The 24,146-nt window shown below is 67.5% G+C and carries 21 protein-coding genes; 7 read left to right on the top strand and 14 right to left on the bottom strand.

The features are described from left to right. Positions 1-95: 95 nt before the first annotated feature. The 4 genes from ACZ5V4_RS07970 to ACZ5V4_RS07955 all read right to left on the bottom strand — a co-directional run bounded on the left by ACZ5V4_RS07970 (position 96) and on the right by ACZ5V4_RS07955 (position 4,471). Complete coding sequence (locus ACZ5V4_RS07970) at positions 96-437, bottom strand: hypothetical protein (RefSeq protein WP_464317647.1); 342 nt, start codon at positions 435-437, stop codon at positions 96-98. Positions 438-489: 52 nt separating this feature from the next. Further along, positions 490-2,301 (bottom strand): carbon starvation CstA family protein, encoded by a 1,812-nt coding sequence (locus tag ACZ5V4_RS07965; RefSeq protein ID WP_464317646.1) that lies wholly within the window; start codon positions 2,299-2,301, stop codon positions 490-492. A gap of 104 nt (positions 2,302-2,405) precedes the next feature. Next, complete coding sequence (locus ACZ5V4_RS07960; RefSeq protein WP_464317645.1) at positions 2,406-3,224, bottom strand: alpha/beta hydrolase; 819 nt, start codon at positions 3,222-3,224, stop codon at positions 2,406-2,408. Then, the gene (locus ACZ5V4_RS07955; RefSeq protein ID WP_464317644.1) at positions 3,206-4,471 is read right to left on the bottom strand and encodes a biotin--protein ligase; all 1,266 of its coding nucleotides are present in this window, start codon (positions 4,469-4,471) and stop codon (positions 3,206-3,208) included. The genes ACZ5V4_RS07960 and ACZ5V4_RS07955 overlap by 19 nt, the downstream gene beginning before the upstream one ends. Positions 4,472-4,592: 121 nt before the next feature. Here ACZ5V4_RS07955 and ACZ5V4_RS07950 point away from each other — a divergent pair, with 121 nt between their 5' ends. Continuing rightward, positions 4,593-7,244, top strand: a complete 2,652-nt coding sequence (locus ACZ5V4_RS07950) for a valine--tRNA ligase (protein WP_464317643.1) — start codon at positions 4,593-4,595, stop codon at positions 7,242-7,244. Between the two features lie 631 nt (positions 7,245-7,875). Then, positions 7,876-8,841, top strand: coding sequence for a sensor histidine kinase (locus ACZ5V4_RS07945; protein WP_464317642.1), 966 nt, complete (start codon positions 7,876-7,878; stop codon positions 8,839-8,841). 68 nt (positions 8,842-8,909) lie between these two features. On the opposite strand, the gene ACZ5V4_RS07940 is transcribed toward ACZ5V4_RS07945, so the two are convergent. The 9 genes from ACZ5V4_RS07940 to ACZ5V4_RS07900 form a co-directional block, all read right to left on the bottom strand. Next, positions 8,910-9,959, bottom strand: a complete 1,050-nt coding sequence (locus ACZ5V4_RS07940) for a thioredoxin domain-containing protein (RefSeq protein ID WP_464317641.1) — start codon at positions 9,957-9,959, stop codon at positions 8,910-8,912. Between the two features lie 212 nt (positions 9,960-10,171). Beyond that, positions 10,172-11,443, bottom strand: a complete 1,272-nt coding sequence (nifB, locus tag ACZ5V4_RS07935; protein ID WP_464317640.1) for a nitrogenase cofactor biosynthesis protein NifB — start codon at positions 11,441-11,443, stop codon at positions 10,172-10,174. A gap of 82 nt (positions 11,444-11,525) precedes the next feature. Continuing rightward, entirely contained in the window at positions 11,526-12,923 is a 1,398-nt protein-coding gene (locus ACZ5V4_RS07930) for a nitrogenase component 1 (protein WP_464317639.1), read from the bottom strand. Then, positions 12,920-14,317 (bottom strand): nitrogenase iron-molybdenum cofactor biosynthesis protein NifE, encoded by a 1,398-nt coding sequence (gene nifE / locus ACZ5V4_RS07925; protein WP_464317638.1) that lies wholly within the window; start codon positions 14,315-14,317, stop codon positions 12,920-12,922. Before nifE ends, ACZ5V4_RS07930 begins: the two co-directional genes overlap by 4 nt. 461 nt (positions 14,318-14,778) lie before the next feature. Continuing rightward, positions 14,779-15,516, bottom strand: coding sequence for an ATP-binding cassette domain-containing protein (locus ACZ5V4_RS07920; protein WP_464317637.1), 738 nt, complete (start codon positions 15,514-15,516; stop codon positions 14,779-14,781). Beyond that, positions 15,516-16,187, bottom strand: a complete 672-nt coding sequence (gene modB, locus ACZ5V4_RS07915) for a molybdate ABC transporter permease subunit (RefSeq protein WP_464317636.1) — start codon at positions 16,185-16,187, stop codon at positions 15,516-15,518. The genes ACZ5V4_RS07920 and modB overlap by 1 nt, the downstream gene beginning before the upstream one ends. An 18-nt stretch (positions 16,188-16,205) precedes the next feature. Then, complete coding sequence (modA, locus tag ACZ5V4_RS07910) at positions 16,206-16,970, bottom strand: molybdate ABC transporter substrate-binding protein (RefSeq protein ID WP_464317635.1); 765 nt, start codon at positions 16,968-16,970, stop codon at positions 16,206-16,208. Between the two features lie 86 nt (positions 16,971-17,056). Beyond that, positions 17,057-17,215, bottom strand: coding sequence for a hypothetical protein (locus ACZ5V4_RS07905; protein WP_464317634.1), 159 nt, complete (start codon positions 17,213-17,215; stop codon positions 17,057-17,059). A 1-nt stretch (position 17,216) separates the two neighbouring features. Next, the gene (locus ACZ5V4_RS07900) at positions 17,217-17,495 is read right to left on the bottom strand and encodes a hypothetical protein (protein ID WP_464317633.1); all 279 of its coding nucleotides are present in this window, start codon (positions 17,493-17,495) and stop codon (positions 17,217-17,219) included. Between the two features lie 155 nt (positions 17,496-17,650). Here ACZ5V4_RS07900 and ACZ5V4_RS07895 point away from each other — a divergent pair, with 155 nt between their 5' ends. Beyond that, positions 17,651-18,823, top strand: coding sequence for a TOBE domain-containing protein (locus tag ACZ5V4_RS07895; protein ID WP_464317632.1), 1,173 nt, complete (start codon positions 17,651-17,653; stop codon positions 18,821-18,823). A gap of 537 nt (positions 18,824-19,360) precedes the next feature. Here ACZ5V4_RS07895 and ACZ5V4_RS07890 read toward each other — a convergent pair. Next, positions 19,361-20,092 carry a GGDEF domain-containing protein gene (locus tag ACZ5V4_RS07890; RefSeq protein ID WP_464317631.1) on the bottom strand — a complete coding sequence of 244 codons (732 nt, stop codon included), beginning with the start codon at positions 20,090-20,092 and terminating at the stop codon, positions 19,361-19,363. 180 nt (positions 20,093-20,272) lie between these two features. On the opposite strand from ACZ5V4_RS07890, the gene ACZ5V4_RS07885 reads away from it, so the two are divergent. The 4 genes from ACZ5V4_RS07885 to ACZ5V4_RS07870 all read left to right on the top strand — a co-directional run bounded on the left by ACZ5V4_RS07885 (position 20,273) and on the right by ACZ5V4_RS07870 (position 23,910). Beyond that, positions 20,273-20,908, top strand: a complete 636-nt coding sequence (locus ACZ5V4_RS07885) for a hypothetical protein (RefSeq protein WP_464317630.1) — start codon at positions 20,273-20,275, stop codon at positions 20,906-20,908. Positions 20,909-20,987: 79 nt separating this feature from the next. Beyond that, a complete protein-coding gene (locus ACZ5V4_RS07880) occupies positions 20,988-21,254 on the top strand; it encodes a hypothetical protein (protein WP_464317629.1) in 267 nt (88 codons plus the stop codon). Between the two features lie 50 nt (positions 21,255-21,304). Further along, positions 21,305-23,446 carry a heavy metal translocating P-type ATPase gene (locus tag ACZ5V4_RS07875; protein ID WP_464317628.1) on the top strand — a complete coding sequence of 714 codons (2,142 nt, stop codon included), beginning with the start codon at positions 21,305-21,307 and terminating at the stop codon, positions 23,444-23,446. A gap of 35 nt (positions 23,447-23,481) precedes the next feature. Next, a complete protein-coding gene (locus tag ACZ5V4_RS07870; protein ID WP_464317627.1) occupies positions 23,482-23,910 on the top strand; it encodes a hypothetical protein in 429 nt (142 codons plus the stop codon). Positions 23,911-24,146: the final 236 nt, after the last annotated feature.

The following is a 24,146-nucleotide window of genomic DNA, read 5'->3' as shown; positions in this document are numbered from 1 at the left end:
TCCCGGGGCTTTCCGGCCCAGGGCCGGGCGTGCGCCAGCGCCGCGTCCCTTGATATCCGCAAGACGAATGAACGCCGCGCTTCGCCGGGGCCAGGCTAGTTGGTGCGGCCGCTGGCCGTGCTCTGCTGGGTGAGGTTGCGCTGCTCGTCCTGGGCGCGCTGCAGGAGCTGCGCGTTGTAGAGGCACTTGGCCTGCTGCTGCCCGCAGGCCGCCTCGCACTGCTGGCGCGTCACGAAGTCGGTGATGGAGGCGCAGGACGTGCGGCAGGCGAAATCCTGGTTGTTGCAGTCGCAGGTGAAGCAGGTGGCCGCCGGGGGCAGGTTCTGGATGGTCACCTGGTTCTGGGTCTGGGACTGGCCCGTGGCGGTGCTGGACTGGGCGGCCGCGGGCGCGGCCGCGAGGAGCAGCGCGAAGGCGAGGAAGAATGTCTTGGTCATTGCTGGTCTCCCAGGCCCTGGCGGTAGGCCAGGGCCCGGGAATAGTCAAGGTCTACTCGGGGACGACTTCCAGCACGGGGTCGCCGTAGGGGTCGGCCACGGGCTTGCTCACGGAGAGCAGCCCGGCCCAGCGGCGCAGGGCGCTGACGATGACGATGGCCATGAGCACCATGACGATGGCGGCCAGGGCCGCCAGCAGGTAGAGCTTCTTGGGCAGGAAGTTGGCCGTGATGTTCAGGTATCCCGCCCACATGGTCATGACCACCAGGAAGAGCCCGGGCACGGCGGTCATCCAGGCGTAGCGGGCCTTGTTCATGCGGATGATCATGGTGGTGCCGATGATCAGCCCCACGGCGGCCAGCAGCTGGTTGGACATGCCGAACAGCGGCCAGATGGTGGTGATGTCGCCCGTGTACACGAGGTAGCCCCACGAGGCCGTGAACAGGCCGCTCGTGACGATGATGCCCGGCCACCAGCGCTTCTCGGCGAACTTGGGGATCACCTGCCCGATCATCTCCTGCAGGAAGAACCGGCCCACGCGCGTGCCGGTGTCCACGGCGGTGAGGATGAACACGGCCTCGAACATGATGGCGAAGTGGTACCAGTAGGCCATCAGGTTCTTCATCAGCGGGATTGAGGAGAAGATGTAGGCCATGCCCACGGCCAGCGACACCGCCCCGCCGGGCCGGCCCTGGATCTTCTCGCCCACCTGGGCGGCCAGGTCGTTCAGGTGCACGGTGGTCATGCCCAGCTTTTCGAACACTGCCGGGGCGGTGTTGATGGCGAAGTAGTCGGCGGGCACGAGCACGCAGGCCGCGATCAGGGCCATGATGGCCACGAAGCCTTCCACGAGCATGGCCCCGTAGCCCACGAAGAGGATGTCGCGCTCGGAGCCGATCATCTTGGGCGTGGTGCCCGAGCCGATGATGGCGTGGAAGCCCGAGATGGCCCCGCAGGCGATTGTTATGAGCAGGAAGGGGAACACCGCGCCCGGGATGATCGGGCCGCCCCCGGCCGTGAACTGCGTGGTGGCGGGCATCACCAGGTCGGGCCGGACCCAGAAGATGCCGATGGCCAGCATGGCGATGGTGCCGATCTTCAGGTACGTGGAGAGGTAGTCGCGCGGGCACAAAAGCAGCCACACCGGCAGCACCGAAGCGAAGAAACCGTAGATGGGGATGGAGATGGCGATGGTCGGCTTGGAAAGGTGGAACAGCTTGGCCAGTTCCGGGGTCTCGGACACCCAGCGCCCGGCGAAGATGGCCAGCACCAAGAGGACCACGCCGATCACCGAGGCGCCCTTCACGTCGCCGTCGCGCCACACGTGCAGGTACACGCCCATGAGCAGGGCGATGGGGATGGTGGCGAACACGGTGAACGAGCCCCAGGCGGACTCGAACATGGCGTTGACCACGGCCAGCGACAGCCCGGCCAGGGTCAGGATGAGGATGAAGAGCACGGCCACCGAGGCCACGGAGCCGGTGAGCTTCCCGATCTCCTGGGTGGCGATGTAGGCCAGGCTCTGGCCCTTGTGGCGCACGGAGGCGAAGAGCACCACGGTGTCGTGCACGGCTCCGGCCAGCACGCAGCCGATGAGGATCCACAGCGCGCCCGGCATGTAGCCGAACTGGGCGGCAAGCACGGGGCCGAGGAGCGGCCCGGCTGCGGCGATGGCCGCGAAGTGGTGCCCGAAGAGCACGAATTTGTTGGTTTTGACGTAGTCGTGTCCGTCGGCCATCTTGACCGCCGGGGTCGCGCGGTCGGGTTTGACGCCGAGGACTTCTCTCACGAAGAACAGGCCGTAGAAGCGGTAGGCGATGGCGAAGACGCAGAGAGAGGCAAAGACCAGGGTCAAGGCGTTCACGAAGACCTCCTTTGTGCTGGTTGGCCAAACGCCTTAGAAAAAACCTCCGTTTTGCTAACGACCCAAACTAATGCTCATTGCAACCCTTCGTCAATGCGGGATTTTCAGCCGGTCAGCTCCTTGAGGAAGCGTAGCACCTCCTGCTTGTAGGTCGTGAACTGGGTGATGTCGTTGTGCCCCGCGCTGGGCACGCGCACGAAGGTCTTGTCCGTCCCCTTCCAGGCGTCGAAGAGCGCCCTGCCCCGCTCCGGGGAGATCACGGAATCGAGGTTGGCCGTGAACGCGACCATGGGGGCCGTGGCCCGCATGGCGTCCGGCACCGCGTCGTAGGGCTCCTTGAGCAGCCAGGTCACGGGCATGAAGGGGTAGTGCTCCTTGGCCACGTTCAGGAGCGAGTCGTAGGGCGTCACCAGCACCACCCCGGCAACCGGCCGGTTGGCGGCCACGCGGGCGGCCATGCCCGCGCCCAGGCTGCGGCCCATGACCACTCCTGGGCCTCCCGTGGCGGCCACGGCCTGGTCGTACACGGCCAGGGCGTCCTCCAGGAGCGCCTCCTGCGAGGGCGTGCCCGTGGAGCGGCCGTAGCCCCGGTAGTTCACCGCCACCAGCGACACCCCGGGGTAGAGCTCGGCCTGGCGGATGAAGTCCCCGGCGTCCTCGGCGTTGCCCCCGAAATAGACCAGCGCCGGGGCCACGCCGCGCCCCTTCTTGCGCGGCAGGTACCAGCCCGTGAGGGACTGGCCGTCGGGCGTGGCCACCACGAACACGTCCACGCCCGGAAGCTGGGTCATGAGCTGCGTCTCGGCCACGGGGTCGGGCTGGCGGGGCTGGTAGAGCTGCGAGTGCTGGGTGAAGAAGAGAAACGCGGCGAACGCGGCCCAGCAGATGGCGAGTATCCCGAAGATCAGCTTGATGGCGGCCATGCGGGGATGTCCTCCTTGGCGGTGAGCCGGATGCACTGTTCGAGCACGGCGAGCGCCCGGCCGCAGAGCCCGGCGGCGGCGCCGCCCGTGCCCGGCGGGGGGCCGAAGAGCGTGGTGCGCGCCTCGCGCAGGCCGCGCTCGGGCACGGCCTCGGGGTCCACGCGCGAAAGCGTGGCGGCCAGGCGCTCGGCCAGCAGGTAGCCGGAGAGCCCCTTGGCCAGGAGTTCCATGGTCCTCGTGAAGTCGGCCCGGCGCTGTTCGAGGAATTCCAGGGCCTCGTTCGAGGGCGCAAGGTCCATGGCCAGGTCCAGCATGGCCAGGATGCCCGAGAGCTGCGCCCCGGGCAGGCCCTGCTTCCAGCCCAGCAGCCACGGCTCGCGCCAGTTGAGGAGGCCGTGGGCCTGGCCCAGTTCCACCGCGCCCAGCATGAGCCGCATGGCGCGCGTGAGCGCCGGGTCGGCCCAGGCGGGCTCGCGCTCCCCGATGGCCCAGGCCGGGGCCGGGGTCGCGGGGCAGTCCGTCCCGGCGAGGCGCGAGACCATGTGCGCGAGCCAGGCGTTGGCCTCGGGGCAGTCCGGGGTCTCCAGGTGGGCGTGGGAGAGCGCGTAGCGGCCCTTGCCGAAGTTTCCGGCCACGATGCACGGATCGCCCTCGCCGAAGGCCGGGGCCAGGCGCACCCCGTACAGGGCTTCCCAGTCGTCCAGGGCCTGGCCGGGCACCAGCGAGAGCGGGATGTCGGCCATCATGAAGCCCGGGCCGGGCCTGCCGTAGGCGGCCACCACCTTGGCCTCGCCGCTCGCGGGCCGGAACTTGGCGGGCCACCACACAGGGGCCAGGGGGCGGCCCGTGAGCCCTTCCGGGGTGAACTCGCCCGCGAAGGGGATGAGCTCCACGTTGCCACTGGCGAAGTGCTGGAGGCGGTGCTCGAAGGGCTCGCGCGTCCAGGGGCAGAGCCCGAGGCCCCCCGGCACCGTGAGCCCCAGGCCCGCGCCGCCGCAGATGCCCAGGTAGCTCCCGCCCGAGGCCACGTAGGCTCGCACGGCCTCGAGCCCGGCCGGGCTCAGGCACGCGGCCTTGCGGCTGGCGAACCCGCCGGGAACGGCCAGCAGCTTCGGGGGGCGGCGTTCCAGAAGCCCCAGGGCCACGTCGCGCGCGCTCACCGGGGTGAACGCCACGCCCCAAGCGCGCAGCGCCCGGAAAAGCAGCACGCCCCACAGGTGGGCTTCGTCCCAGAGCACGTACACCATGGCCCCTTGTGCCCCATCCCGTGGCCCCTGACAACACGCCCGGGCGAGCAGGGCCGGGCGCTGGTGACAACCGCATCAAAAAACGCTATTGCCGCCGCGACCCCAAGAGGAGTTTCCACGCATGTCCGACACCACACTGGCCAAGGGCTACGAACCGGCCGAGGTCGAAGCCCGCTGGCTCGACTTCTGGAAGCAGAGCGGGGCGGGAACCGCCGACCCCGACGCCCCGGGCGAACCCTTCTCCATAGTCATCCCCCCGCCCAACGTCACGGGCGCGCTGCACATGGGCCACGCGCTCAACATCACCATCCAGGACATCCTCTGCCGCCACATGCGCCAGATGGGCCGCAAGGTCCTCTGGGTGCCCGGCACGGACCACGCGGGCATCGCCACCCAGAACGTGGTGGAGCGCTCCCTGGCCGCCGAGGGCGGGTCGCGCCACGAACTGGGCCGCGAGAAGTTCATCGAGCGCGTCTGGGAATGGCGCAAGGACTACGGCGGGCGCATCCTCAACCAGATCAGGCGCATGGGAGCCAGCGTGGACTGGACCCGCGAGCGCTTCACCATGGACGAGGGCCTCTCGCGCGCCGTGCGCGAGGTCTTCGTGCGCCTCTACGAGGAAGGCCTGATCTACAAGGGCGACTACATCATCAACTGGTGCCCGCGCTGCCAGACCGCCCTGGCCGACCTGGAAGTGGAGCACGGCCCGAAAAAGGGCGCGCTCTACCAGATCCGCTATCCCCTTTCCGACGGCTCGGGCGAGCTGGTGGTGGCCACCACCCGCCCCGAGACCATGCTCGGCGACACGGCCGTTGCCGTGCACCCCGAGGACGAGCGCTACGCCGCCTTCGTGGGCAAGACGGTCAGGCTGCCGCTCACGGACCGCGAGATTCCCGTCATCGCCGACGCCTACGTGGACCGCGAGTTCGGCACGGGCGCGCTCAAGGTCACCCCGGCCCACGACATGAACGACTTCGAGCTGGGCCGCCGCCACGGCCTGGAGCTCATCCAGGTCATGGACGGCGAGGGCAACATGAACGCCGCCGCGGGAGAAGCCTATCAGGGGCTCTCGCGCGAGGCCTGCCGCAAGAAGGTGGTGGAGGACCTCACCGCCAAGGGCTACCTGGTCAAGATGGAGGAGCACGACCACTCCGTGGGCGAGTGCTACCGCTGCAAGACCGTGGTGGAGCCCCACGTCTCGCCACAGTGGTTCGTGAAAGCGGGCCCCCTGGCCGAGGTGGCCCGCGCCGCCGTGGAGCAGGGCCGCACCCAGATCTTCCCGGACCAGTGGACCACCACCTACTACCATTGGCTGGACAACATCCGCGACTGGTGCATCTCACGCCAGATCTGGTGGGGGCACCGTATCCCGGCCTGGACCTGCGAGGCCTGCGGCAAGCTCATCGTGTCCCGCGAGGACCCCTCGGCCTGCCCCTGCGGCGGAGCGCTCAGCCAGGACCCGGACGTGCTCGACACCTGGTTCTCCTCCGCGCTGTGGCCCTTCTCCACGCTGGGCTGGCCGGACAAGACCCCGGAGCTTGGGGCCTTCTACCCCACCTCCGTGCTGGTCACGGCCTTCGACATCCTCTTCTTCTGGGTGGCCAGGATGATGATGATGGGCCTGCACTTCATGGAGGAGGTGCCCTTCCGCCACGTGTACATCCACGCCCTGGTGCGCGACGCCGAGGGCAAGAAGATGTCCAAGTCCACGGGCAACGTCATCGACCCGCTGGTGATGATCGACAAGTTCGGCACCGACGCCCTGCGCTTCACGCTCACCGCGTTCGCGGCCATGGGTAGGGACATCAAGCTCTCCGAGGATCGCATCGAGGGCTACCGCCACTTCGTGAACAAGCTGTGGAACGCGGCGCGTTTCTCGCTCATGAACCTGCCCGCCGAGATCCCGGCCGCGTCGCTGGAGGGCCGCCTGCCCCTGCACCACGCCTGGATCCTCTCGCGCCTGGAGGAGGTCAAGGCGGGCACGGGCAAGGCCATCGAGGAATACCGCTTCAACGAGGCCGCCCAGGGGCTGTACTCCTTCCTCTGGCTGGAGTTCTGCGACTGGTACCTGGAGATGGCCAAGGCCGACTTCGGCGGCGAGGACCCCGAGGCGCGCGACAGGGCCCAGTACTGCCTGTGGACCGTGCTCTCGGAGCTTTTGGTCCTCATGCACCCGATCATGCCCTTCGTGACCCAGGAGATCTGGAACCACCTGCCGGGCCACGCCGAGAAGGACATCTCGAAGATGCCCTACCCCCAGGCGCGCCCGGGCTGCGTGAGCCCCGAGGCCGAGGCGGGCATGGCGCTTCTGCGCGAGGTGGTGGTCAGCGTGCGCAACATCCGCTCGGAGCTGTCCATCAACCCCGGGCACAGGCTCGACTGCCTGGTGCGCACGGCCGACGCCGACGATTTGGCCATGCTGCGCGAGAACGAGCGCATGATCTCGCTCCTGGCCAAGCTGGGCTCGTTCACGGCAGGCCCCGACGTCACCGCGCCCAAGGCCTCGGCCAGCGCGGCCGCGGGCGGCAACGCGGTGTTCGTGCCCCTGGCCGGGGCCGTGGACTTCGACGCGGAACTGGCCCGGCTCTCCAAGGAGCTGGCCAAGACGGCCAAGGAGGCCGAGATCGTGGCCCGCAAGCTGGCCAACGAGGACTTCACCGCCAGGGCCCCGGCCGAGGTGGTGGCCAAGGAGCGCGAGAAGGACACCATGCTGCGCGAAAAGGTGGCCAAGCTCGAAGAGCTCAAGGCCAGGATAGAGGGGCTGAAGGACTAGCCCTCCCGGGCTGGTTGATAAGAACTGCTGAAAAGGCCCGGCAACCCGAGTGGTTGCCGGGCCTTTTTGCTTGCCTGCGGCTTGACCATGTGTCGAGGGGTCTTTATTTATTATTGCCGCCTCTCTGGGCAACTCCTCATCTGTTCGCATTTCGAGGCCACCCTGATCCGCAGGCAGCCCATCGGCCTTTGGTGGCGAAAGTTTGCAGTCAGCGCTCAATGTAATCAAGAATATTCCGCGTTGGTATGCGCCGGGGGTTATGGATATTATATGGTGGCAGCATATGTCATGAAGGCTCAGGACGGCTTTTGTGGTGACTGTAAAAATGGAATATCTAGGGGTTATGAGCATTGGATTGAGATGCTGTGTCGAATGATGCTGGGTTGAAAATTGCGTGACAAATCAAATTGACATTTGCTTGGAATGCGCCAATACCTGCGATAGGTGCGTAAATATTGTTGCTTCTTGGAATGAGTTCTTCGGCGCTGCTTGGCCTGGATTGAGTGCGCGCGTGGCTGGCAGGAGGCCGAGCCAAGCTGTTTGTTGCGGGATGGAAGATCATGCCTTGCTTGGCGTCGTGGCATTGGCTTTCTGAGCTTGTCGATCCACGTCGATCCTTGAGGGGGATGTCTTGAAAAACATTGAACAAGCCAGTGACGCAGTTGTTGCGGAGTTGAAGTCGCATCTTGCGGTTATTCATGAACTTGTGGGTAAGCTGAAATCCGCACTGAACGGAGAGAGGGCGCGCGGCCACTTTCTTGAAGCGCAAATTCAAAGGATGTCCCTGGAAGCGGGCTTCAACCAGTGGAAGGCGATCGAGAACAGGGCCGAGGTCAAGACCCTGACGGATGCGGTTGCCTGCCTCGAGGCGGAAATCTCCAGGCTGGGAGGGCTGCTCACGGATTCGGAAAACCAACTCATGGCAAGGGAGAGCGTGGACCGGATCATAAACCATGATCTGCGCAATTCGCTGATCACGTCCATTGCTGTCCCGGAGCTGTTGCTTCAGGACGAGGACCTTTCCGATCTCCAGAGGGAGGTTCTCGAGGGGATGATAGTCAATGCCAGGAGGATGTTGCAACTGGCTGACCTCAATCAGGCACTTTACAAGATGGAACGGGGCGAGTTCAAGCTCGATGAACGGCGTGTCGACGTAATGAAGGTATTGCGGGATGTTCTGGATGGAAATTCAAAAAAGATTCAAGTAAAGTCTGTCGAAATAGAAATAGTACGTGTTCATGAGGACATGTCTTCAGGTGAAGAGGTTTTTGTTGGTGGGAATGAGGTTCTGCTTTATTATGCGCTCAGCAATCTGATAATCAATGCTGTCGACGCTTCAGAGCAGGGGGGGAAGGTACTTGTCGAAATGACAAGGGGTGATGTTGTCGACATACGCATAAGCAATCACGGCGAAGTGCCAGCCTCGATCAGGGACAATTTTTTCGAAAAGTATGTTACGTCAGGAAAGAAGCATGGCACCGGCATGGGTACTTATTCAGCCATGCTGATCGTAAAGGCGCACGGGGGAGACATCCTGCTGGATTGCTCCATGCCGGGGCGCACGGCTGTCAGCGTGCGCCTGCCGTCGTGCCAATAGCCGAGGCTTGGAACGGGGGCCGCCCGTAACTGCTCCGATGCCCGTCAGGATGACGTGCTTCGCCCTTGCTACTTCCCTCCAGCCTTCACCAGTTCCGCGTCGATGATCGCCTTGAAGTCCGCCAGGGGGCGGCCGCCGACCACCACCCGGCCGTTGACCACGAAGCTCGGCACCGCGTCCAGCCCGGCCTTCAGCCCGCTTTGCAGTTCCTTTTCGATCTGGGCCTTGTGGGTGCCCGCGTCCAAACACTTCCAGAACGCTTCGACATCCATGCCCTTTTCGCCAGCGATCCTGCCCAGGCTTTCTCGCGTGTATTCCTCTTCCGTGGCGTAGAGCGTGCCCTGGTACTCCCGGAACTTGCCCTGGTCAGCCGCGCAGAGCGCGCCCTCGGACGCGATCTGGGCGTCCTTGTGCATGGGCAGGGGGAAGTTCTTGTACACCCAGCGCACCTTGTCGCCGTAGAGCTGCTGGGCCTCCTCCACCACCTTGTGCATGCGCCTGCACGCCGGGCAGCGGAAATCCGAGAACTCGACCACGGTCACGGCCGCGCTCTCCGGCCCGAGCACCTGGCTGCCGTCCAGGGGGACGTCCGCAGTGGCGGGCGGGACCGGGCGTTCGGGGTGGGCCTTTTGCGGCGGGGTCACGGCCGCGCAGTAGATGGGCAAAAGCCCGTTCTCGCGCGCGAGCAGCACGGCCGAAAGCACGAACGCGGCCAGCACCAGGGCGAACGCCCGCCAGAAGTCCTTGAGCTCGATGCGCATGAGCGCCATGAGCGCCACCAGGCCCGCGTTGGCCAGGCAGTAGACGCAGGCCACGTCCAGGAAGAGCATTATCCCGACCAGGGTGATCTCCACGCCGAGCGCCACCGGGATGAACCAGCCCACGAGCGCCCGCGCGTCCAGGGCGCAGAAGGCCAGCACGGCGTAGAACACCGCGCCCCAGATCCAGACCTTGACGTTCAGGAGCGTGAAGGTCTCGGTCACGCGGCAGCCGTCGGAAAAGGCCGCGCACAGGGGGCGCAGGAACTCCATGCGCTCGCCGTACCCGGACAGCAGGGAGATGACTATGCCCAGCAAGGCGAGCAGGAAAAGGGAAGTATCCTTCTTGGAGTGCGTCACGGGTGTCCTCGCAGGTGATGCTTTGCGCGCAAGACCCGGCACATACCCCATGGCCGGGCAGGGGACAAGCGTTCGCGCGCCTGGAAGCTCGCTTCCAGGCGCGCGGTACGTTCATGAGCATCGGTGATCGGCGCGGAGCCATCGCCGGGTCCAGGGGGAGGCTTCTCCTCCTGGTGTCGAGGGCGGAGCCCTCGTCTTCGCTTTCGTCCTCCTCAGCAGCCCTCGCCGCTGCCGCCGGAGCAACCGCCCATCTTGCATCCGCCGCCGCCCTTGGCGCGCAGCCTGCCGATGTCGCCGTGTTTGAACACCGCGTCCAGGCCCTGGGCGATGAAGCCGGAGATGGCCGCCACCTTGACGCCCTCCTCCTCGAGGATGGCCTGGGGCGTGTCGCCCACGCCCGAGACGAGCACGGCGCGGCAGTCCGAGAGGGTCTTGGCCAGGGCGTACCAGCGCTTGGGGCCGGTTCCGGCGGGCGGGGCCGGGCGCTCCTCAACCATCTTGTAGCCGCCCGCGCCGTCCTCGGCCCAGATCTGGAAGCTGGCGGCCTCGCCCAGGTGCATGTTCACGAGCATGCCTTCCATGGTGGCCACGGCCACGTGGGGCCTGGCCTCGTCCATCACCTCCACCATGGTGGAGCAGGCCTGCATGAGCCCGGAGAAATCGCGCGAGCAGTCCTTTTCCAGAAGGCCCACGGCGTCGGCGCGGCAGCGCTGGCAGTGGCGCATCTGGGGCAGGTAGGCCTCGGCCATGGAGCGGATGGCCTCCACCTGGGCCTTGCCGGGCTCGGGCACGGCCTCGAACTTGGTGTCCTTGTTGGGGATGAGCGCCATGCAGTTGAGCAGGTTCACGCCCATGGACTTCATCTTCCGGGCGATCTCCTCGATGTGCTGGTCGTTGATCCCGGGGATGATGATGGTGTTCACCTTGACGATGATGTCCTTCTCCTTGAGGCGGCGGATGGCCTCCTCCTGGCGCTCGAGCAGGATGCGCGCGGCGTCCGCCCCGCGGTAGAGCACCTTGCCCACGCGCGCCCAGGAGTAGATCCTGGCCGCGATCTCGGGGTCCACGGCGTTCACCGTGACGGTGACGTGCGACACGCCGATCTCGGCCAGTTCGTCGACGTGCTCGGGCAGCTCGAGGCCGTTGGAGGACAGGCAGAGGATCATCTCCGGCCATCTGGCGCGGATGCGGCGCATGGTCTCCAGGGTTTCCTTGGCGTTGGCCATGGGGTCGCCGGGTCCGGCGATGCCCACCACGGTGATGCGCGGCTCGGCCCTCAGCACCTCTTCCATGTACTTCACGGCCTGGGGCGGTGAGAGCACCGAGGAGGTCACGCCCGGGCGGGACTCGTTCACGCAGTCGTACTTGCGGTTGCAGTAGTTGCACTGGATGTTGCAGCGGGGAGCCACCGGCAGGTGGATGCGGGCGCAGCTGCCCTTGGCGTCCTTGTTGAAACAGGGGTGCTTTGAGAGGTCCATCGCCATATTGGGCTCCTTGTCGCCGTCTCGGGCCGTGGGCCCTGCCCGGGGAAAATGCGTTATGTTCACCTGCCGCGCGGTGCGCGGATCAAATGTAGCCGTAGCCGATGTCGGAATCGGTCTGCTTCTTCTCGATCATGGCGTTGACGACCCGGTCCAGGAGCTCGAGCGCCCCCTGGTAGCAGAGGTGGCGCAGCCGGTGGCCGCCGAAGCGGTCGTGGATGGGGAAGCCCACGCGGATCAGCGGCACGTCGAGCTCCCTGGCCAGGCGGTAGCCCTTGGAGTGGCCCAGGAAGAGGTCCGGGGCGAGCTCCCGGGCGCGGTCCGCGATGTCGTAGAAGTCCACGCCCTCGGCCACCTCGGGCATTTCGGGCACGAGGCCTTCGCAGGCGGCGTGCACGGCCGCCTTGAGCCTGCCGGACTTGCCGCCCCCGGCCACCAGCACGGGGATCACGCCGATTTCGGCCATGAACGAGGTGAGCCCCACGATGAGGTCCTCCTCGCCGTAGATCACGCAGCGCTTGCCGGCCACGTACTTGTGGCCGTCCACGAAGGCGTCCAGGAGCCTGCCGCGCTCGAGCGCGTGGCGGCGCGGGGTGGGGCGGCAGGAGACGGCCTCGAGGGCCTTGAAGAACTCATCCGATTCGCGAAGCCCCATGGGCAGGCCCAAACGGTGAAGCGGCACGCCGAAGCGCGAATGCAGAAGCCCGCCCGCTGTGCCCGCTTCGGCCGGGTCCGTGAGGGTGCGTCCGAACTCGAAGGAGGCCGGAGCCCCGCCCATGGCCCTGAGCGCGGCCACGGGCGTGCCGCCGGAGGTGATCTTCTCGTAGTCCTCCACGGCCGGGCCGTCCAAGGTCTCGGAGTAGTCGGGCAAGAGCGTCACGGGCAGGCCGAAGGCGGCGAAGACGTCCTTCAAGTGCCGTAGGTCCTCGCAGGAGACGAACCCCGGGAAGCAGTTCACGGCGTCGGTCGTGAGCCCCGGCTTGGCCATCTGGTCGGCCACGGCGCGCACGGCGGCGGTGAAGCCCTCCATGTGCGTGCCGGAGTAGCTGGGCGTGGAGACGTTGACCACCGGGGCGAGGGCTAGGTCGGCGAATTCGCGCTTGAACTGCTTGAGGATGCCGGGCACGTCGTCGCCGATGGTCTCGGTCAGGCAGGTGGTGGCCACGCCGATGAGCCCGGCCCCGTACTTGTCCATGACCGTGAGCAGGCCCTTCTTCAGGTTCGCCGCGCCGCCGTGGATGGCCTGCTTCTCGCCGAGCGAGCTGGAGGCGATGTCCATGGGTTCGCGGAAGTGGCTGATGATGTAGCGGCGCATGTAGGTGGCGCAGCCCTGCGAGCCGTGCAGGAAGGGCACGCCGCCCTCGATGCCCTTGAACACCAGGGTCGCGCCGAGCGGCTTGCAGAGCTTGCAGGCATTGGTGGTCGAGACGAAGGGCTCGGCCGCTGCCTTGATGGAGGTGATCTTCTTGGGGGAGGAGCTCACAGGGCACACTCCTTGGGCAGGTCCTGCCCGCTCGTTGCCAGCACCTTGCCCGCGCGGCGCGGGACGAAGCGCCACACCGGGCTCATGACCGTGCGGTGGACCTCGAGCGCGAAGTTGTACATGCCGACGAAGCCTTCCAGGGCCTCCTTGCGCTCGTGGTTGTGGTCGCAGAAGCCCACGCCCAGCTTGTAGGCGATGGGGCGCTCCTTCACGCCGCCCACGAAGATGTCCACGTCGCGCTCCTTGAGGAAGGCCGAGAGCTCCAGGGGGTTGGCGTCGTCCACGATGATGGTCCCTGGGTCGCAGACCGAGGCCAGCTCCTCGTAGTCCTCCTTGGTGCCGGTCTGGGAGCCCGCGATGACCACGGACATGCCCAGGTGGCGGAAGGCCTTGATCAGCGAGAAGGCCTTGAAGGCTCCGCCCACGTAGATGGCGGCCTTCTTGCCCTCCAGGTCCTTCCTGAAGCCCGTGAGCTGGGGCAGCAGCACGGCCAGTTCCTCCTTCACCAGGGCCTGGGTGCGCGGGAGCATGTCCGGGTCCTTCTCCTTGAAGAAGCGGGCCACGGTGTAGAGGGCCTCGGCCATGTCCTCGATGCCGAAGTAGGAGACCTTGACGAAGGGGGTGCCGTATTTTTCCCGCATCATCTTGGCCAGGTCCATGGTGGAGCCGGAGCACTGCACCACGTTCAGGGCCGCGCCGTGCGACCGGGCGATGTCGGCCACGCGGCCGTCGCCGGTGATGTTGGCCACCACCTGGATGCCCATGCGCTCGAAGTATTCGCGGATGATCCAGATCTCGCCCGCCAGGTTGAAGTCGCCCAGGATGTTGATGGACAGGGGCGAGACGTCCTGGGTGTCCCCCGTGCCCACCAGGGTGAACATGGCCTTGCACGCGGCCAGGTAGCCCTCGCGCTTGTTGCCCTTGAAGCCCTCGGACTGCACGGGGATCACCGGGATGCCCTTGGCGGCCGCCACGCGCTTGCACACGGCCTGGAGGTCGTCGCCGATGAGCCCCACGATGCAGGTGGAGTAGACGAAGGCCGCCTTGGGGGAATGGCGGTCGATGAGCTCCATGAGCGCGGCCTCGAGCTTCTTCTCGCCGCCGAAGATCACGTCCTTTTCCTGGAGGTCCGTGGAGAAGGACAGGCGGTGCAGCTCGGGCCCGGAGGAGAGAGCGCCCCGGATGTCCCAGGTGTAGGCCGCGCAGCCGATGGGGCCGTGCACCAGGTGCAGGGCGTCGGCGATGGGGTAGAGCACCACGCGCGAGCCGCAGAACACGCAGGCGCGCTGGCTCACGGCCCCGGCCAGGGAGTCGCGGTTGCAGGCCAGCTTGAAGGGCCCTTCGCCCTTGACGTGGATCTGGTCCTTGCGTTCCTCGAAGATTGTGCCGGACACGGTGCGCCTCGATGGTTTCGTGCTGGTTAGCGTGTCAGGGTGGACAGGCACAGGAGGTAGAATCCGGCCTGGGAGAGGAGGCTTGCGGCCAGGGCTGCGCCCATTTCCACGGAGCTGCGGGTGGCGGTGACATTCATCTCGGCCTCCTTGGGTTTGTTGTCGGTGTGCGTCTTGGCGGATCGCCCGTCGGGGCAGGTTCCGGAACGGGAGTATCAATTCCCGTGCCAGCAGAGATGGTCAGACAATTCAGCTGGTTGTGTGATCCTGGCGGATGAGGAGAGTGGGTGCGGAGACAAAAACGCAAGGAGATTCGACAAAATTGTTAGAATTGCGTGCGCGGCCGGACGGCATGGCGGTGGAAGCGGCCGGGCAGCGATCCGGCGAAAGGAACGCAAGCGTGGCGTGGCGGCAGCGAGGCTGGCGCGGCGGCGGAAAGCGGAAGAGGGGCGGGGGCTGCCGGGCTATCCGGCGTTCTCGAGCACGTCCTCGAGCATCTCGAAGGCCGAGCCGTAGTGGGCGCGGCGCGTGGGGTAGTCCAGAAGCTCCACCATGTGCCCGGCGTCCATCACGGCCAGAGACCCGGCGAAGGCCTCCACGTCGTCGGGGTCGTGGCTGATGAGCACGGCCGGGATCTCCGTGCGCGTGAGCGTCTCAAGGAGGTCGGCGCGCACGCGCCGCCGCAGGAGCGGGTCCAGCGCCGAGAGGGGTTCGTCCAGGAAAAGCGCCTCGGGCTTCATGGCCAGGGCCCTGGCCAGGGCCGCGCGCTGGCGCTGCCCGCCAGAGATGCGCCCGGGCAGGCTGTCGGCCACGTGGGCGATCTCGAAGCGCTCCAGGAGCTCGTCCACCTCCCGGGCCTGGCTCCGGCACAGGGCCTTCCAGGGCGAGCCCAGGCCGAAGGCCACGTTTTGGCGCACGCTCATGTGCGGAAACAGCGCGTAGTCCTGGAAGACGTAGCCCACGCGGCGCTTTTTCGCCGGAAGGTCCACGCCCTTGTCCGAGTCGTAGAGGGTGCGGCCGTTCACCTCGATCAGCCCCGAGCGCGGGGCGATCAGCCCGGCCATCATCTTGAGCGTGAGCGACTTGCCCGACCCCGAGGCCCCGAAGACCACCAGCACGCGCGAGTCGGTCTCGAAGTTGACCTTCAGGCTGAACACGCCGCCGGGCTTGGGGAATTCCCGCTCGATGCGCACGCGGAACACTAGCGCCTCCCCGTCCGGTTGAGGAGCCAGTCGGAGCCTATGAGCACCGCCATGCAGATGGCCGAGGTGATGGCCGCCAGCAGGGCGGCCTCGGCGTCCTTTCCGGCCGAGAACGAGTCGTAGATGGCCAGGGCCAGGGTCTGGGTCTTGCCCGGGATGTTGCCCGCGATCATGAGCGTGGCCCCGAACTCGCCCATGCCCCTGGCGAAGGCCAGCATGGTCCCGGCGATGATGCCGTTTTTGGCCTGGGGCAGGCTGACCAGGAAGAAGACCGCGAACTCGCCCGCGCCAAGGCTCCTGGCCGCGTTCTCCAGGTCCGGGTCCACGCTCTCGAAGGCCGCGCGAGCGGACTTGTAGATCAGCGGGAAGACCACCACCGTGGAGGCCAGCACCGCGCCCTGCCAGGAGAACACCAGGTTCACGCCCATCTCGGCCAGCCACTGGCCGAACACGCCGCGCCTGCCCACCAGCACCAGGAGGAAGAACCCCAGCACCGTGGGCGGCAGCACGATGGGCAGGGTGCAGAGGGCGTCCAGCACGCGCCTGCCCGGAAAGTCCCGGCGGGACATGATCCGGGCCAGCGCGACGCTGAAGAGGAACGAGGAGATGGTGGCCAGGGACGCCACCCTCAGGGTGATCAGGATGGCGTCCCGGGTATAGTCGTCGATCATGTCGTGGCTGTCGCGGTCCTACGGCTTGGCGAACCCGTACTTGGCCAGCACGGCCTGGGCTTCGGGGGTGTTCAGGAAATCCATGTACTTCTTGGCCTCGGCCTTCCTGGCGGAGGCGGACAGGGCGGCGATGGGGTAGGTGATGGGGGAGTGCCCGGCCATCTCGCCCACGATCTTCACCTTGTCCTTGGCCACCAGGGCGTCGGTCCGGTAGACGAACCCGGCCTGCACCTCGCCCCGGCTCACGTAGTCGAGCACCTGGCGCACGCTCGAGGCAAGCACGTACTTGCCCTTGAGCTTGTCGTAAAGCCCGGCCTCGGTCAGGGACTGGCGGGTGTAGCGCCCGGCGGGCACGGAATCGGGGTTGCCCACGGCGATGCGCTCCACGCCCTGCTTCTCGAGGTCGGCGGCCTTTTCCAGGCCGAGCTTGGAGTCGGAGGGCACGATCATCACCAGGGAGTTGGCCACGAAGTCGCGGCGGGTGGCCACGTCGATGAGCTTCTTCTCCACGGCCTGGTCCATGGTCTCCTGGTCGGCGGAGACGAACACGTCCACGGGCGCGCCCTCGGCCATCTGCTTGAGCAGCGCGCCGGACGCGGCGAAGTTGTTGAGCACTTTGACGCCCGGGTTGGCCTTCTCGAACATGGGCTTGAGGTCCTGGAAGGCGTTGGTCAGGCTGGCCGCCGCGGAGACGGTCAGGTCGGCCGCCGCCGCGGGCAGCGCGCAGGCCAGGGTGAGGGCGATGGCCAGGGCCGTCTTTCTCGTGAGCGTGAACATCTTCATGGCCTTCGGGTCTCCTTCATGGTTGCGCCCGCCGGGACCGGGAGCGGTCCCGGCGGAGTTCGTGGGATCGGCCGGGCCCCCGCCGGTCAGGCGGCGGGGCTTGGCTCGTGGAAGCGCTCGTCCGCCTTGCAGTCGCGCGCGTTCTGGGCCACCCCGTCGAACCAGCCGATCTTCTCCGCGCTCCAGGCGTCGAAGCCAGGCACGTAGGGCTTGATGTCCAGCACTGGCTCGCAGCAGATACGCATTTCAACACGCCCTCAACACCCGGCATACAAAAATGTACATGAGCGCGGCTCCGGCCACCAGGGCCATGGCCCAGGGGTGCTGCACGGACATGGGCACACCGATGGCCGCCGAGGCCAGGGGCAGCGCGTAGCCGAAGAATTCCCCCATGCGCAGCCTGCCCTGCCGGCGGCCGCAGTCCGGCCCCGTGCCGGATTCGGGGACTGGCGGCGCGCCTCCGAGGAAGACCTCCACGATGAAGAGAAGCACAAAGCATGCCGCGAGGATGATGAGCAGTTCCATGAACGCCTCCCGGCGGGAACGGTCCCGCCATTGGAGTGCGTAGTAGCCCGCCGGGGCGCGGGGGCCAACCTTGCCACGTTTCCGGGATGATTCGTGACTTTATGACAAGGCCCGGTTTCGGTGTTACGGATTCGGCAATACTCAAGGAGCCCGGCATGATGCAGGACAATATGTTGGAATTCCTCAAGGGCCTCGGCAAGGAGGACCTGAGCTTCATCCTGGACAAGGCCGGCGGCCTAGGCGGAAAATCGCGGCGCTGCCGTTTCGGCGGCGAGGAGGGCGCGCGGCGCGGCAAGGCCCCGTGCCCGGCCAAGACCTTCGACGTCCCCGCCGACGTGAAGCACCTGGACCAGGTGCAGATGGGAGAGCTGACAGCCAATTTCCGCCAGTGGCTCCAGGGCGCGCCGAGCCCCTCGCGCAGGCGCTCCCGGGGCAGGATATGGCTTCTGTACCTGCTCATCCGTTACGGCGCGCTGAAGCTCGGCGAGGCCATCGCCGTGGACGACCGCTCCGATTTCGACTTCGCCCAGTCCTCGGTCACGGTGACGGGCGACCACGCCCGCCAGGTCAAGCTGCCCAAGGACATCTCGCGCGAGATAGCCCAGCTTCTGGACCACCCCATGAACGCCTCCCTGCGCGGGGAGGTGCTCAAGCTGGACCAGGGCTTCGTGCGCCGCAAGTTCTACGAGCGCGCCGACGCGTGCGGCATTCCCAGGGAGCTGGCCAACCCCACGGTGATCCGGCATTCGCGCGCGGTGGAGCTCCTGCGCGAGGGCCTGCCGCTCAAGGTCGTGCAGTCCGTGCTCGGCCACCAGAGCGCGAACCTCACGGCGCAGTACATCAACTTCTCCGAGGACGACATCAAGCGCATCGTCAACTTCTACATCCTCAAGGAGTCGAGCATGAAGACAAGCGCGCGCAACTCGTTCACCGGCAAGGTCACGGCCATCCGCGAGGGCAACATCCTCTCCGAGGTGGAGGTGACCACGCCCGGCGGGCTGAAGGTCGTGTCCGTCATCACCCAGGACAGCATGAAGAACCTGGGCATCGGGACGGGCTCGCTGGTCACGGCCACCGTGAAGGCCCCGTGGGTGATCCTGGTCAAGGAGGAGATGCGCTTCAGGACCAGCGCCCGCAACAAGTACTGCGGCAGGATAGTGAAGGTGAACGAGGGCCAGATCTCGGCCGAGGTGGTGGTGGAGCTGCCGGACGGCACGAAGATCTGCTCGCTGGTCACGGACGAATCGGTGAAGAGCCTGGACCTCAAGGTGGGCGACGAGATTTGCGCCCTGTTCAAGGCCTTCTCGGTGATCCTGAACGTGGAGTGATCCACGGGGAGGCGGGGCGCAGCCCCGAACCCCTCCAGGGCTCCGCCCCGGACCCGGCAGGGGGATGATCCCCCTGCACCCTCAATGGCTTCGTGGCGCTCACCGGAGGCAACGAATTAGCCGGGCCGGCATGTCTCAGGCTGGCGGTGAAACCCGCGAAGCGGGAGGCCGGGCCCCGCCTCCGCCGTTTCAGCGCGCCAGCGTCTCCAGGCAGTACAGGTAGAAACCGCCCTGCACGCAAAGGCTGACCGCCAGCGCCGCGCTCATGTGATTCAGGATGCTGCCCATGTTCCCCTCCGGTTTCTTGGTGTCGCCCGTGTTCGCCGTCGCCACGCCGCCGAGATAAATGATATTGACAATCACTATCAAGTGTGGCCAGTAGGCCGAAACCACTGGCCCAACAGGGCCGCCCGGCTGGGCGCTCTGGCAACGGCCTGGACGAAACCGTGTAACCCCGGATGATTACAGGCGTGTGGTGATCGGGTGGCGCGCCGACGAAGGGGCGCGCGGCAGGGGGAAATCAGGCTCGGGTCGGGCTCAGCCTTCTTCGCCTGACCAGAGCGACACGGCGTTGCGGCCCTGGCCCTTGGCCCGGCCCAGGGCTTCCTGGGCGCGGCGCACCAGCAGCATGGGGGCTTCGGAGCGCGAGGGGGCGGCCACGGCCACGCCCACGGAGACAGTGACCACGCCGCCGTGCGGGGACTCCAGGTGGGGGATCTCCTGGGCGGAGACCTCGGTCGCGATGCGCGAGGCCACGATGAGCGCGCCCTTCACGTCCGTTCCGGGCAGGAGGGCCGCGAAGGTGTCGGCGTCCATGCGCCCGGCAACGTCCACCTCGCGGTAGAGGCAGCGCTGGATCGACCGGGCCACGCAGCGCAGGCACTCGTCGCCCTGCTGGAAGCCGTTGACGTCGTTGAAGGCGCGGAAACCGTCCACGTCGACGACCAAAAGGGCCAGGGAGGAACTTTCGCGCTGGGCCTGGGCCCAGTCGCGCGCGAGCAGCTTCTCGAAGGCCCGCCGGTTCATCACCCCGGTGAGCCCGTCCACCTGGGAGAGTTGCGCCACCTGGTCCATGGCGGCCTCCAGGTCCATCTGGACCGCGAGGGCCACCTCGGCCACGCGGCGCGAACGCTCGACCAGGGCCTCGTACTCGGCCAGGAGCTGGCCGTAGGGCAGGGCCAGCGCGCTCGATCCGTTGGCGTCCAGCACGGCGCGCGCGTTCAGGGCGACTTGCGCCTCCTTCTCGAAGAGGGGGATGGGGTGGTCCATTGTCTGGGGGCTCCTGTGGCCTGGTTCGCGCCGGCCACACTAGCTTTCGCGCGGCGGTCCGTCCAGCCTTGGATGGGCTCGGCGGCCCCGGCGCTTCTCATCCAGTGGCGGAAAGCGGAGGGCGGACTTGCCCTGTAGCTTGAAAATGATAACCACAATCAAAATCATCAAGGTCCGCGCATGATGTCTTCCAAAAGCAGCACCGAGGCACAGCCGTTGCGCAAGAACCGGTACGCGGCCTACGCCAAGATCGCCGAGACAGACCTGGAGCGGCTCGCCCGCCTCTTCGTCCGGGGGGAGACCGCCGGGCAGGCCGCGACGAGCCTTGGCGTCAACCGCAACACGGCCAACCGATATTACCAGTTCTTCCGCGAGAGCCTTACCCGGGGCTGTTGCGAAAGCCTGCGCGTGGTGCCCGAAGGGCCGCCCATCGTCGGGCTTTTCCTGGGCGCTGCGCACATCCAGCCGAGGCTCGTCCCGGACCGGCACCTGAAGGCGGCGGCCGAGGCCCTGCGGGGTGGGCAAAAGGCCCTGGAGGCCTGCTCCCTGGAGGACTGGCCCGGCTACGACGCCCTGGGCGACCCGGCCACCGGGGCCTTCATGCTCATGCCCTGCTGCCTGGTTGGGCCGGTGGGCCAGGCCAGGCTCGCCTCGCAGTGGCGCACCATCCGCGAGCGGCTCTGCCGCAGCCGGGGGATCGCGCGCGATGAGTACTGGCGGCACCTCATGGTCTGCGAACTCATCGGGATGTTCGGCCCCGCGCGCCTGGAAGAGCGCCTGCTTGCCGCGCTGACGGGCCGCCCGTGCTCATCGTGAAAACGTTCAATCAGCGTTTTGTTGACGGTAATCACACATGGTAATACAGAATAGGCAATCTACCCTTTCGGAGGACCATATGGATTCCAGAGCCAACGGCGTGCTCCTTTTTGTCGGCGGCGCGGCGCTCGGTGCGCTTGCTGTTTACGCGCTCACCCGCGCCAACCCCGGGCTCAAGCCCCTGCTGGCCGACGTCATGGCCGGCGGGCTCAGCATCAAGGACAAGATCACGGGAGTGATGGACCAGGCCAAGGAGAACCTTGAGGACCTCGTGGCCGAGGCCGAGCACGTGCGCAAGGCCCGCGAGGCCGCCGAGTCCGCCGCTCCCGCGGGGGAGAGCAAGTAATCGTGAGTTTGCGAGTCGTACATGATCTGCCTCACCGCGTGAGGCTGCGCATGCCCGCCTCCTCCCTGACGGAGGCCCACGCGCGCGCCGCCGAGCGCGCGCGTGGCGTGGAGGGCGTCCAGGCTGTGGAGGTCAACCCGAGAAGCGGCTCGGTGCTGATTCTGCACGCCCCGGGCGAGGGTGTGCGCGCCGAGGTGCTGGCCTGCTTCAACGGCTACCTGTCGGCGGGCGCGGAGTCCGTGCAGGCCGCTCCCGCCGTGGCTCCGGCCCGGCGTGCAAGAGCCCGCAAGGCCCAGGCCGCTCCCGCTCCCGAGGCCGGCGTCCTGACGCCGGAAGTCCTCGCGCCGCAGGGCGAGGGCCAGGGCCACGGAGGCGGCGACGGGCACGAGGGCCAGCCGAGCCTGCTTGGCGTGCTGGCCCCCCTGGCCTTGCGCCCGGTGCTGCCCGGCGGGTTCCGCCTGGTCCTGGCCCTGCGCGCCGCCCTGCCCAGGCTCTGGCGCGGGGTCGTGGCCCTGTGCTCGGGCAAGCTCTCGGTGGACGTGCTGGACGCGGCGGCGCTCGGCATCTGCATCCTGCGCCGCGATTTCCGCTCGCTCGGCACCATCACGCTGCTTCTGTCCCTGGGCGAGTTTTTGGAGAACTGGACCCGCAAGCGCTCCGAGGAGAGCCTGGCCGCCACCCTGGCAGCCCAGACCGTCTGGGCCTGGGTGCGCCGGGGCTCCGAGGAGGAGCAGGTGGACGCCCGGCACGTGAAGCCCGGCGACCTGGTGGTCATCCGCCAGGGCGCGGTGGCCCCGGTGGACGGCGTGGTCGAGGAGGGCGAGGCCCTGGTGAACCAGAGCGCCATGACCGGCGAGGTCAGCGGCGTGCCCAAGCGCCCGGGCTCGGCCGTGTTCGCCGGGACCGTGGTCGAGGAGGGCGAGGTGGTGGTCAAGGCCACCGGCTCCGCCGACGTCACCCGCTGGCGCCGGATGCTCGGACTCGTGGAGCAGGCCGAGCGCAGCAAGGCGGGCGTGCAGAGCCAGGCCGAGAAGCTGGCCGGGAACCTCGTGCCCTTCTCGCTGGGGCTCTCGGGCGCGGTCTACGCGGCCACGCGCGACCCGCGCCGGGCCGCCTCGGTGCTCCTGGTGGACTACTCCTGCGCCATCAAGCTGGCCACGCCCCTGGCCGTGCTCTCGGCCATGCGCCAGATGGCGTCGTCCGGGGTGGTGGTCAAGGGGGGGCTGCCGCTCGAGAACCTGGCCAAGGCCGACGTGTTCGTCTTCGACAAGACCGGCACCCTGACCATGGCCGAGCCCACGGTGCACCAGGTGATCCCCTTCGGGGGGCAGACCCGCGAGGACGTCCTGCGCCTGGCCGCCTGCCTGGAGGAGCACTTCCCCCACCCCGTGGCCCGGGCCGTGGTGCGCCAGGCCAGGGTGGAGGGCATCGTCCACGCCGAGGAGCACTCGCGCGTGGAGTACGTGGCCGCCCACGGCGTGGCCAGCTGGTACAAGGGCAAGCGCGTGCTCCTGGGCAGCCGCCACTTCGTGCACGACGACGAGGGCGTGGACATGGGCGAGGCCGTGGAGACCGCCCGGGAGCTGGCCGAAGAGGGGCACTCGCTTCTGTATCTCGCGGTCGGCGACGAGCTGGCGGGCATCATCGCCCTGGACGACCCCCTGCGCCCCGAGGCCCCCGAGGCCATAAAGGCCCTGCGCGACGCCGGGATCAAGCGCATCGTCATGCTCACCGGCGACCTGGACGGCATGGCCGCGCGCATCGCGGGGAAGCTCGGCATCACCGAATGGATCTCCCAGGTGCTGCCCGACGAGAAGCACCAGGTCATCGAGAAGCTCATGGCCGAGGGCCACACCGTGGCCATGGTGGGCGACGGGCTGAACGACGCCCCGGCCTTGGCCAAGGCCTCGGTGGGCGTGTCCATGCACCAGGGCGCGGACATCACCCGCGAGGTGGCCGACGTGGTGCTGACCACGGGCGACCTCACGGCCCTGGCGAGGGCGCGCACGCTGGCCCAGGCCTCGCTTAGGCGCATCAGGAACAACTACTGGCTCATTGTGGGCGTGAACACCGCGCTGCTGGCGGGAGGGCTCTTCGGGCGCCTCACCCCGCAGCTCTCGGCGCTCATGCACAACGGAGCGACCATCGCCGCCGCGGTCAACGCGCTGCGGCCCCTGCCTTCGGGGCGGTAGCGGCGCGGGCCGGGCGGACGGGAAGGAGCACGGACATGATCGTGAGCGAACTGCCCGGACGCATCAGGGTCCGGCTGCAAAAGGGGCTGGACGACCAGGCCCTGGAAGCCCTGCGCGCCTCGGTGGGCAAGGCCGCCAGCGGGGCCAAGGTGGAGCACAACCCCCTGAGCGGGAGCCTCCTGGTCACCTGGACGCCCGGACCCAAGCGCGACGCGGGCGTGCGACAGGCCCTGCAGGAGGTCGTGGCGGCCTCGGCCTGCCCGCCGAAGATCGGCGTGCCCGGGCTGCCGCTCCTCAAATGGCCCGCCATGAAGACCGTGAAGCAGGGCATGGCCGTGAGCCTGGGCGTGGCCCTGGCCGCCCTGGCTTTTCGCAGCGAGCGGGTGCACGCCTACGCGGGCGGGGCGTTCTCGCTGCTTTTGGCCAGGCACCTCTACGTCTACCGCAAGCGCCTCTTCAAGTAGGATTCGCCGGGCCGCCGGGCATGCCCCGGCGGCCCGGGCGCCCTCCTCCCTTCCGCGCGGCCCTGCCTCGGCCCGTGCCGTAATCGCCCGCAAATAAAGGCTGTGCTTATAGGCTGGGCCTGCTCCCTCCGGCGCAGGCCGCGCCGTTTACGTCAAGCACGGATGCGGGCTTCGCTTCTCCTGTTGATTTTCCTTGTCACGGATTGCCCGCCTTGCTAGCTCGGGAATGTCGCCTT

The organism is Fundidesulfovibrio sp. YSD1, from assembly GCF_055397115.1.
The sequence above is the reverse complement of the archived record's forward strand: the minus strand, read 5'-3'. Positions and strand labels throughout refer to the sequence as shown.

Bases quoted from the DNA above. Each gene is read 5' to 3' on its own strand.
- ACZ5V4_RS07970 (WP_464317647.1), bottom strand. From the start codon at position 437: ATGACCAAGACATTCTTCCTCGCCTTCGCGCTGCTCCTCGCGGCCGCG.
- ACZ5V4_RS07960 (WP_464317645.1), bottom strand. From the start codon at position 3,224: ATGGCCGCCATCAAGCTGATCTTCGGGATACTCGCCATCTGCTGGGCC.
- ACZ5V4_RS07955 (WP_464317644.1), bottom strand. From the start codon at position 4,471: ATGGTGTACGTGCTCTGGGACGAAGCCCACCTGTGGGGCGTGCTGCTT.
- ACZ5V4_RS07950 (WP_464317643.1), top strand. From the start codon at position 4,593: ATGTCCGACACCACACTGGCCAAGGGCTACGAACCGGCCGAGGTCGAA.
- nifB (WP_464317640.1), bottom strand. From the start codon at position 11,443: ATGGCGATGGACCTCTCAAAGCACCCCTGTTTCAACAAGGACGCCAAG.
- modB (WP_464317636.1), bottom strand. From the start codon at position 16,187: ATGATCGACGACTATACCCGGGACGCCATCCTGATCACCCTGAGGGTG.
- modA (WP_464317635.1), bottom strand. From the start codon at position 16,970: ATGAAGATGTTCACGCTCACGAGAAAGACGGCCCTGGCCATCGCCCTC.
- ACZ5V4_RS07905 (WP_464317634.1), bottom strand. From the start codon at position 17,215: ATGCGTATCTGCTGCGAGCCAGTGCTGGACATCAAGCCCTACGTGCCT.
- ACZ5V4_RS07900 (WP_464317633.1), bottom strand. From the start codon at position 17,495: ATGGAACTGCTCATCATCCTCGCGGCATGCTTTGTGCTTCTCTTCATC.
- ACZ5V4_RS07895 (WP_464317632.1), top strand. From the start codon at position 17,651: ATGATGCAGGACAATATGTTGGAATTCCTCAAGGGCCTCGGCAAGGAG.
- ACZ5V4_RS07890 (WP_464317631.1), bottom strand. From the start codon at position 20,092: ATGGACCACCCCATCCCCCTCTTCGAGAAGGAGGCGCAAGTCGCCCTG.
- ACZ5V4_RS07885 (WP_464317630.1), top strand. From the start codon at position 20,273: ATGATGTCTTCCAAAAGCAGCACCGAGGCACAGCCGTTGCGCAAGAAC.
- ACZ5V4_RS07880 (WP_464317629.1), top strand. From the start codon at position 20,988: ATGGATTCCAGAGCCAACGGCGTGCTCCTTTTTGTCGGCGGCGCGGCG.
- ACZ5V4_RS07875 (WP_464317628.1), top strand. From the start codon at position 21,305: ATGCCCGCCTCCTCCCTGACGGAGGCCCACGCGCGCGCCGCCGAGCGC.
- ACZ5V4_RS07870 (WP_464317627.1), top strand. From the start codon at position 23,482: ATGATCGTGAGCGAACTGCCCGGACGCATCAGGGTCCGGCTGCAAAAG.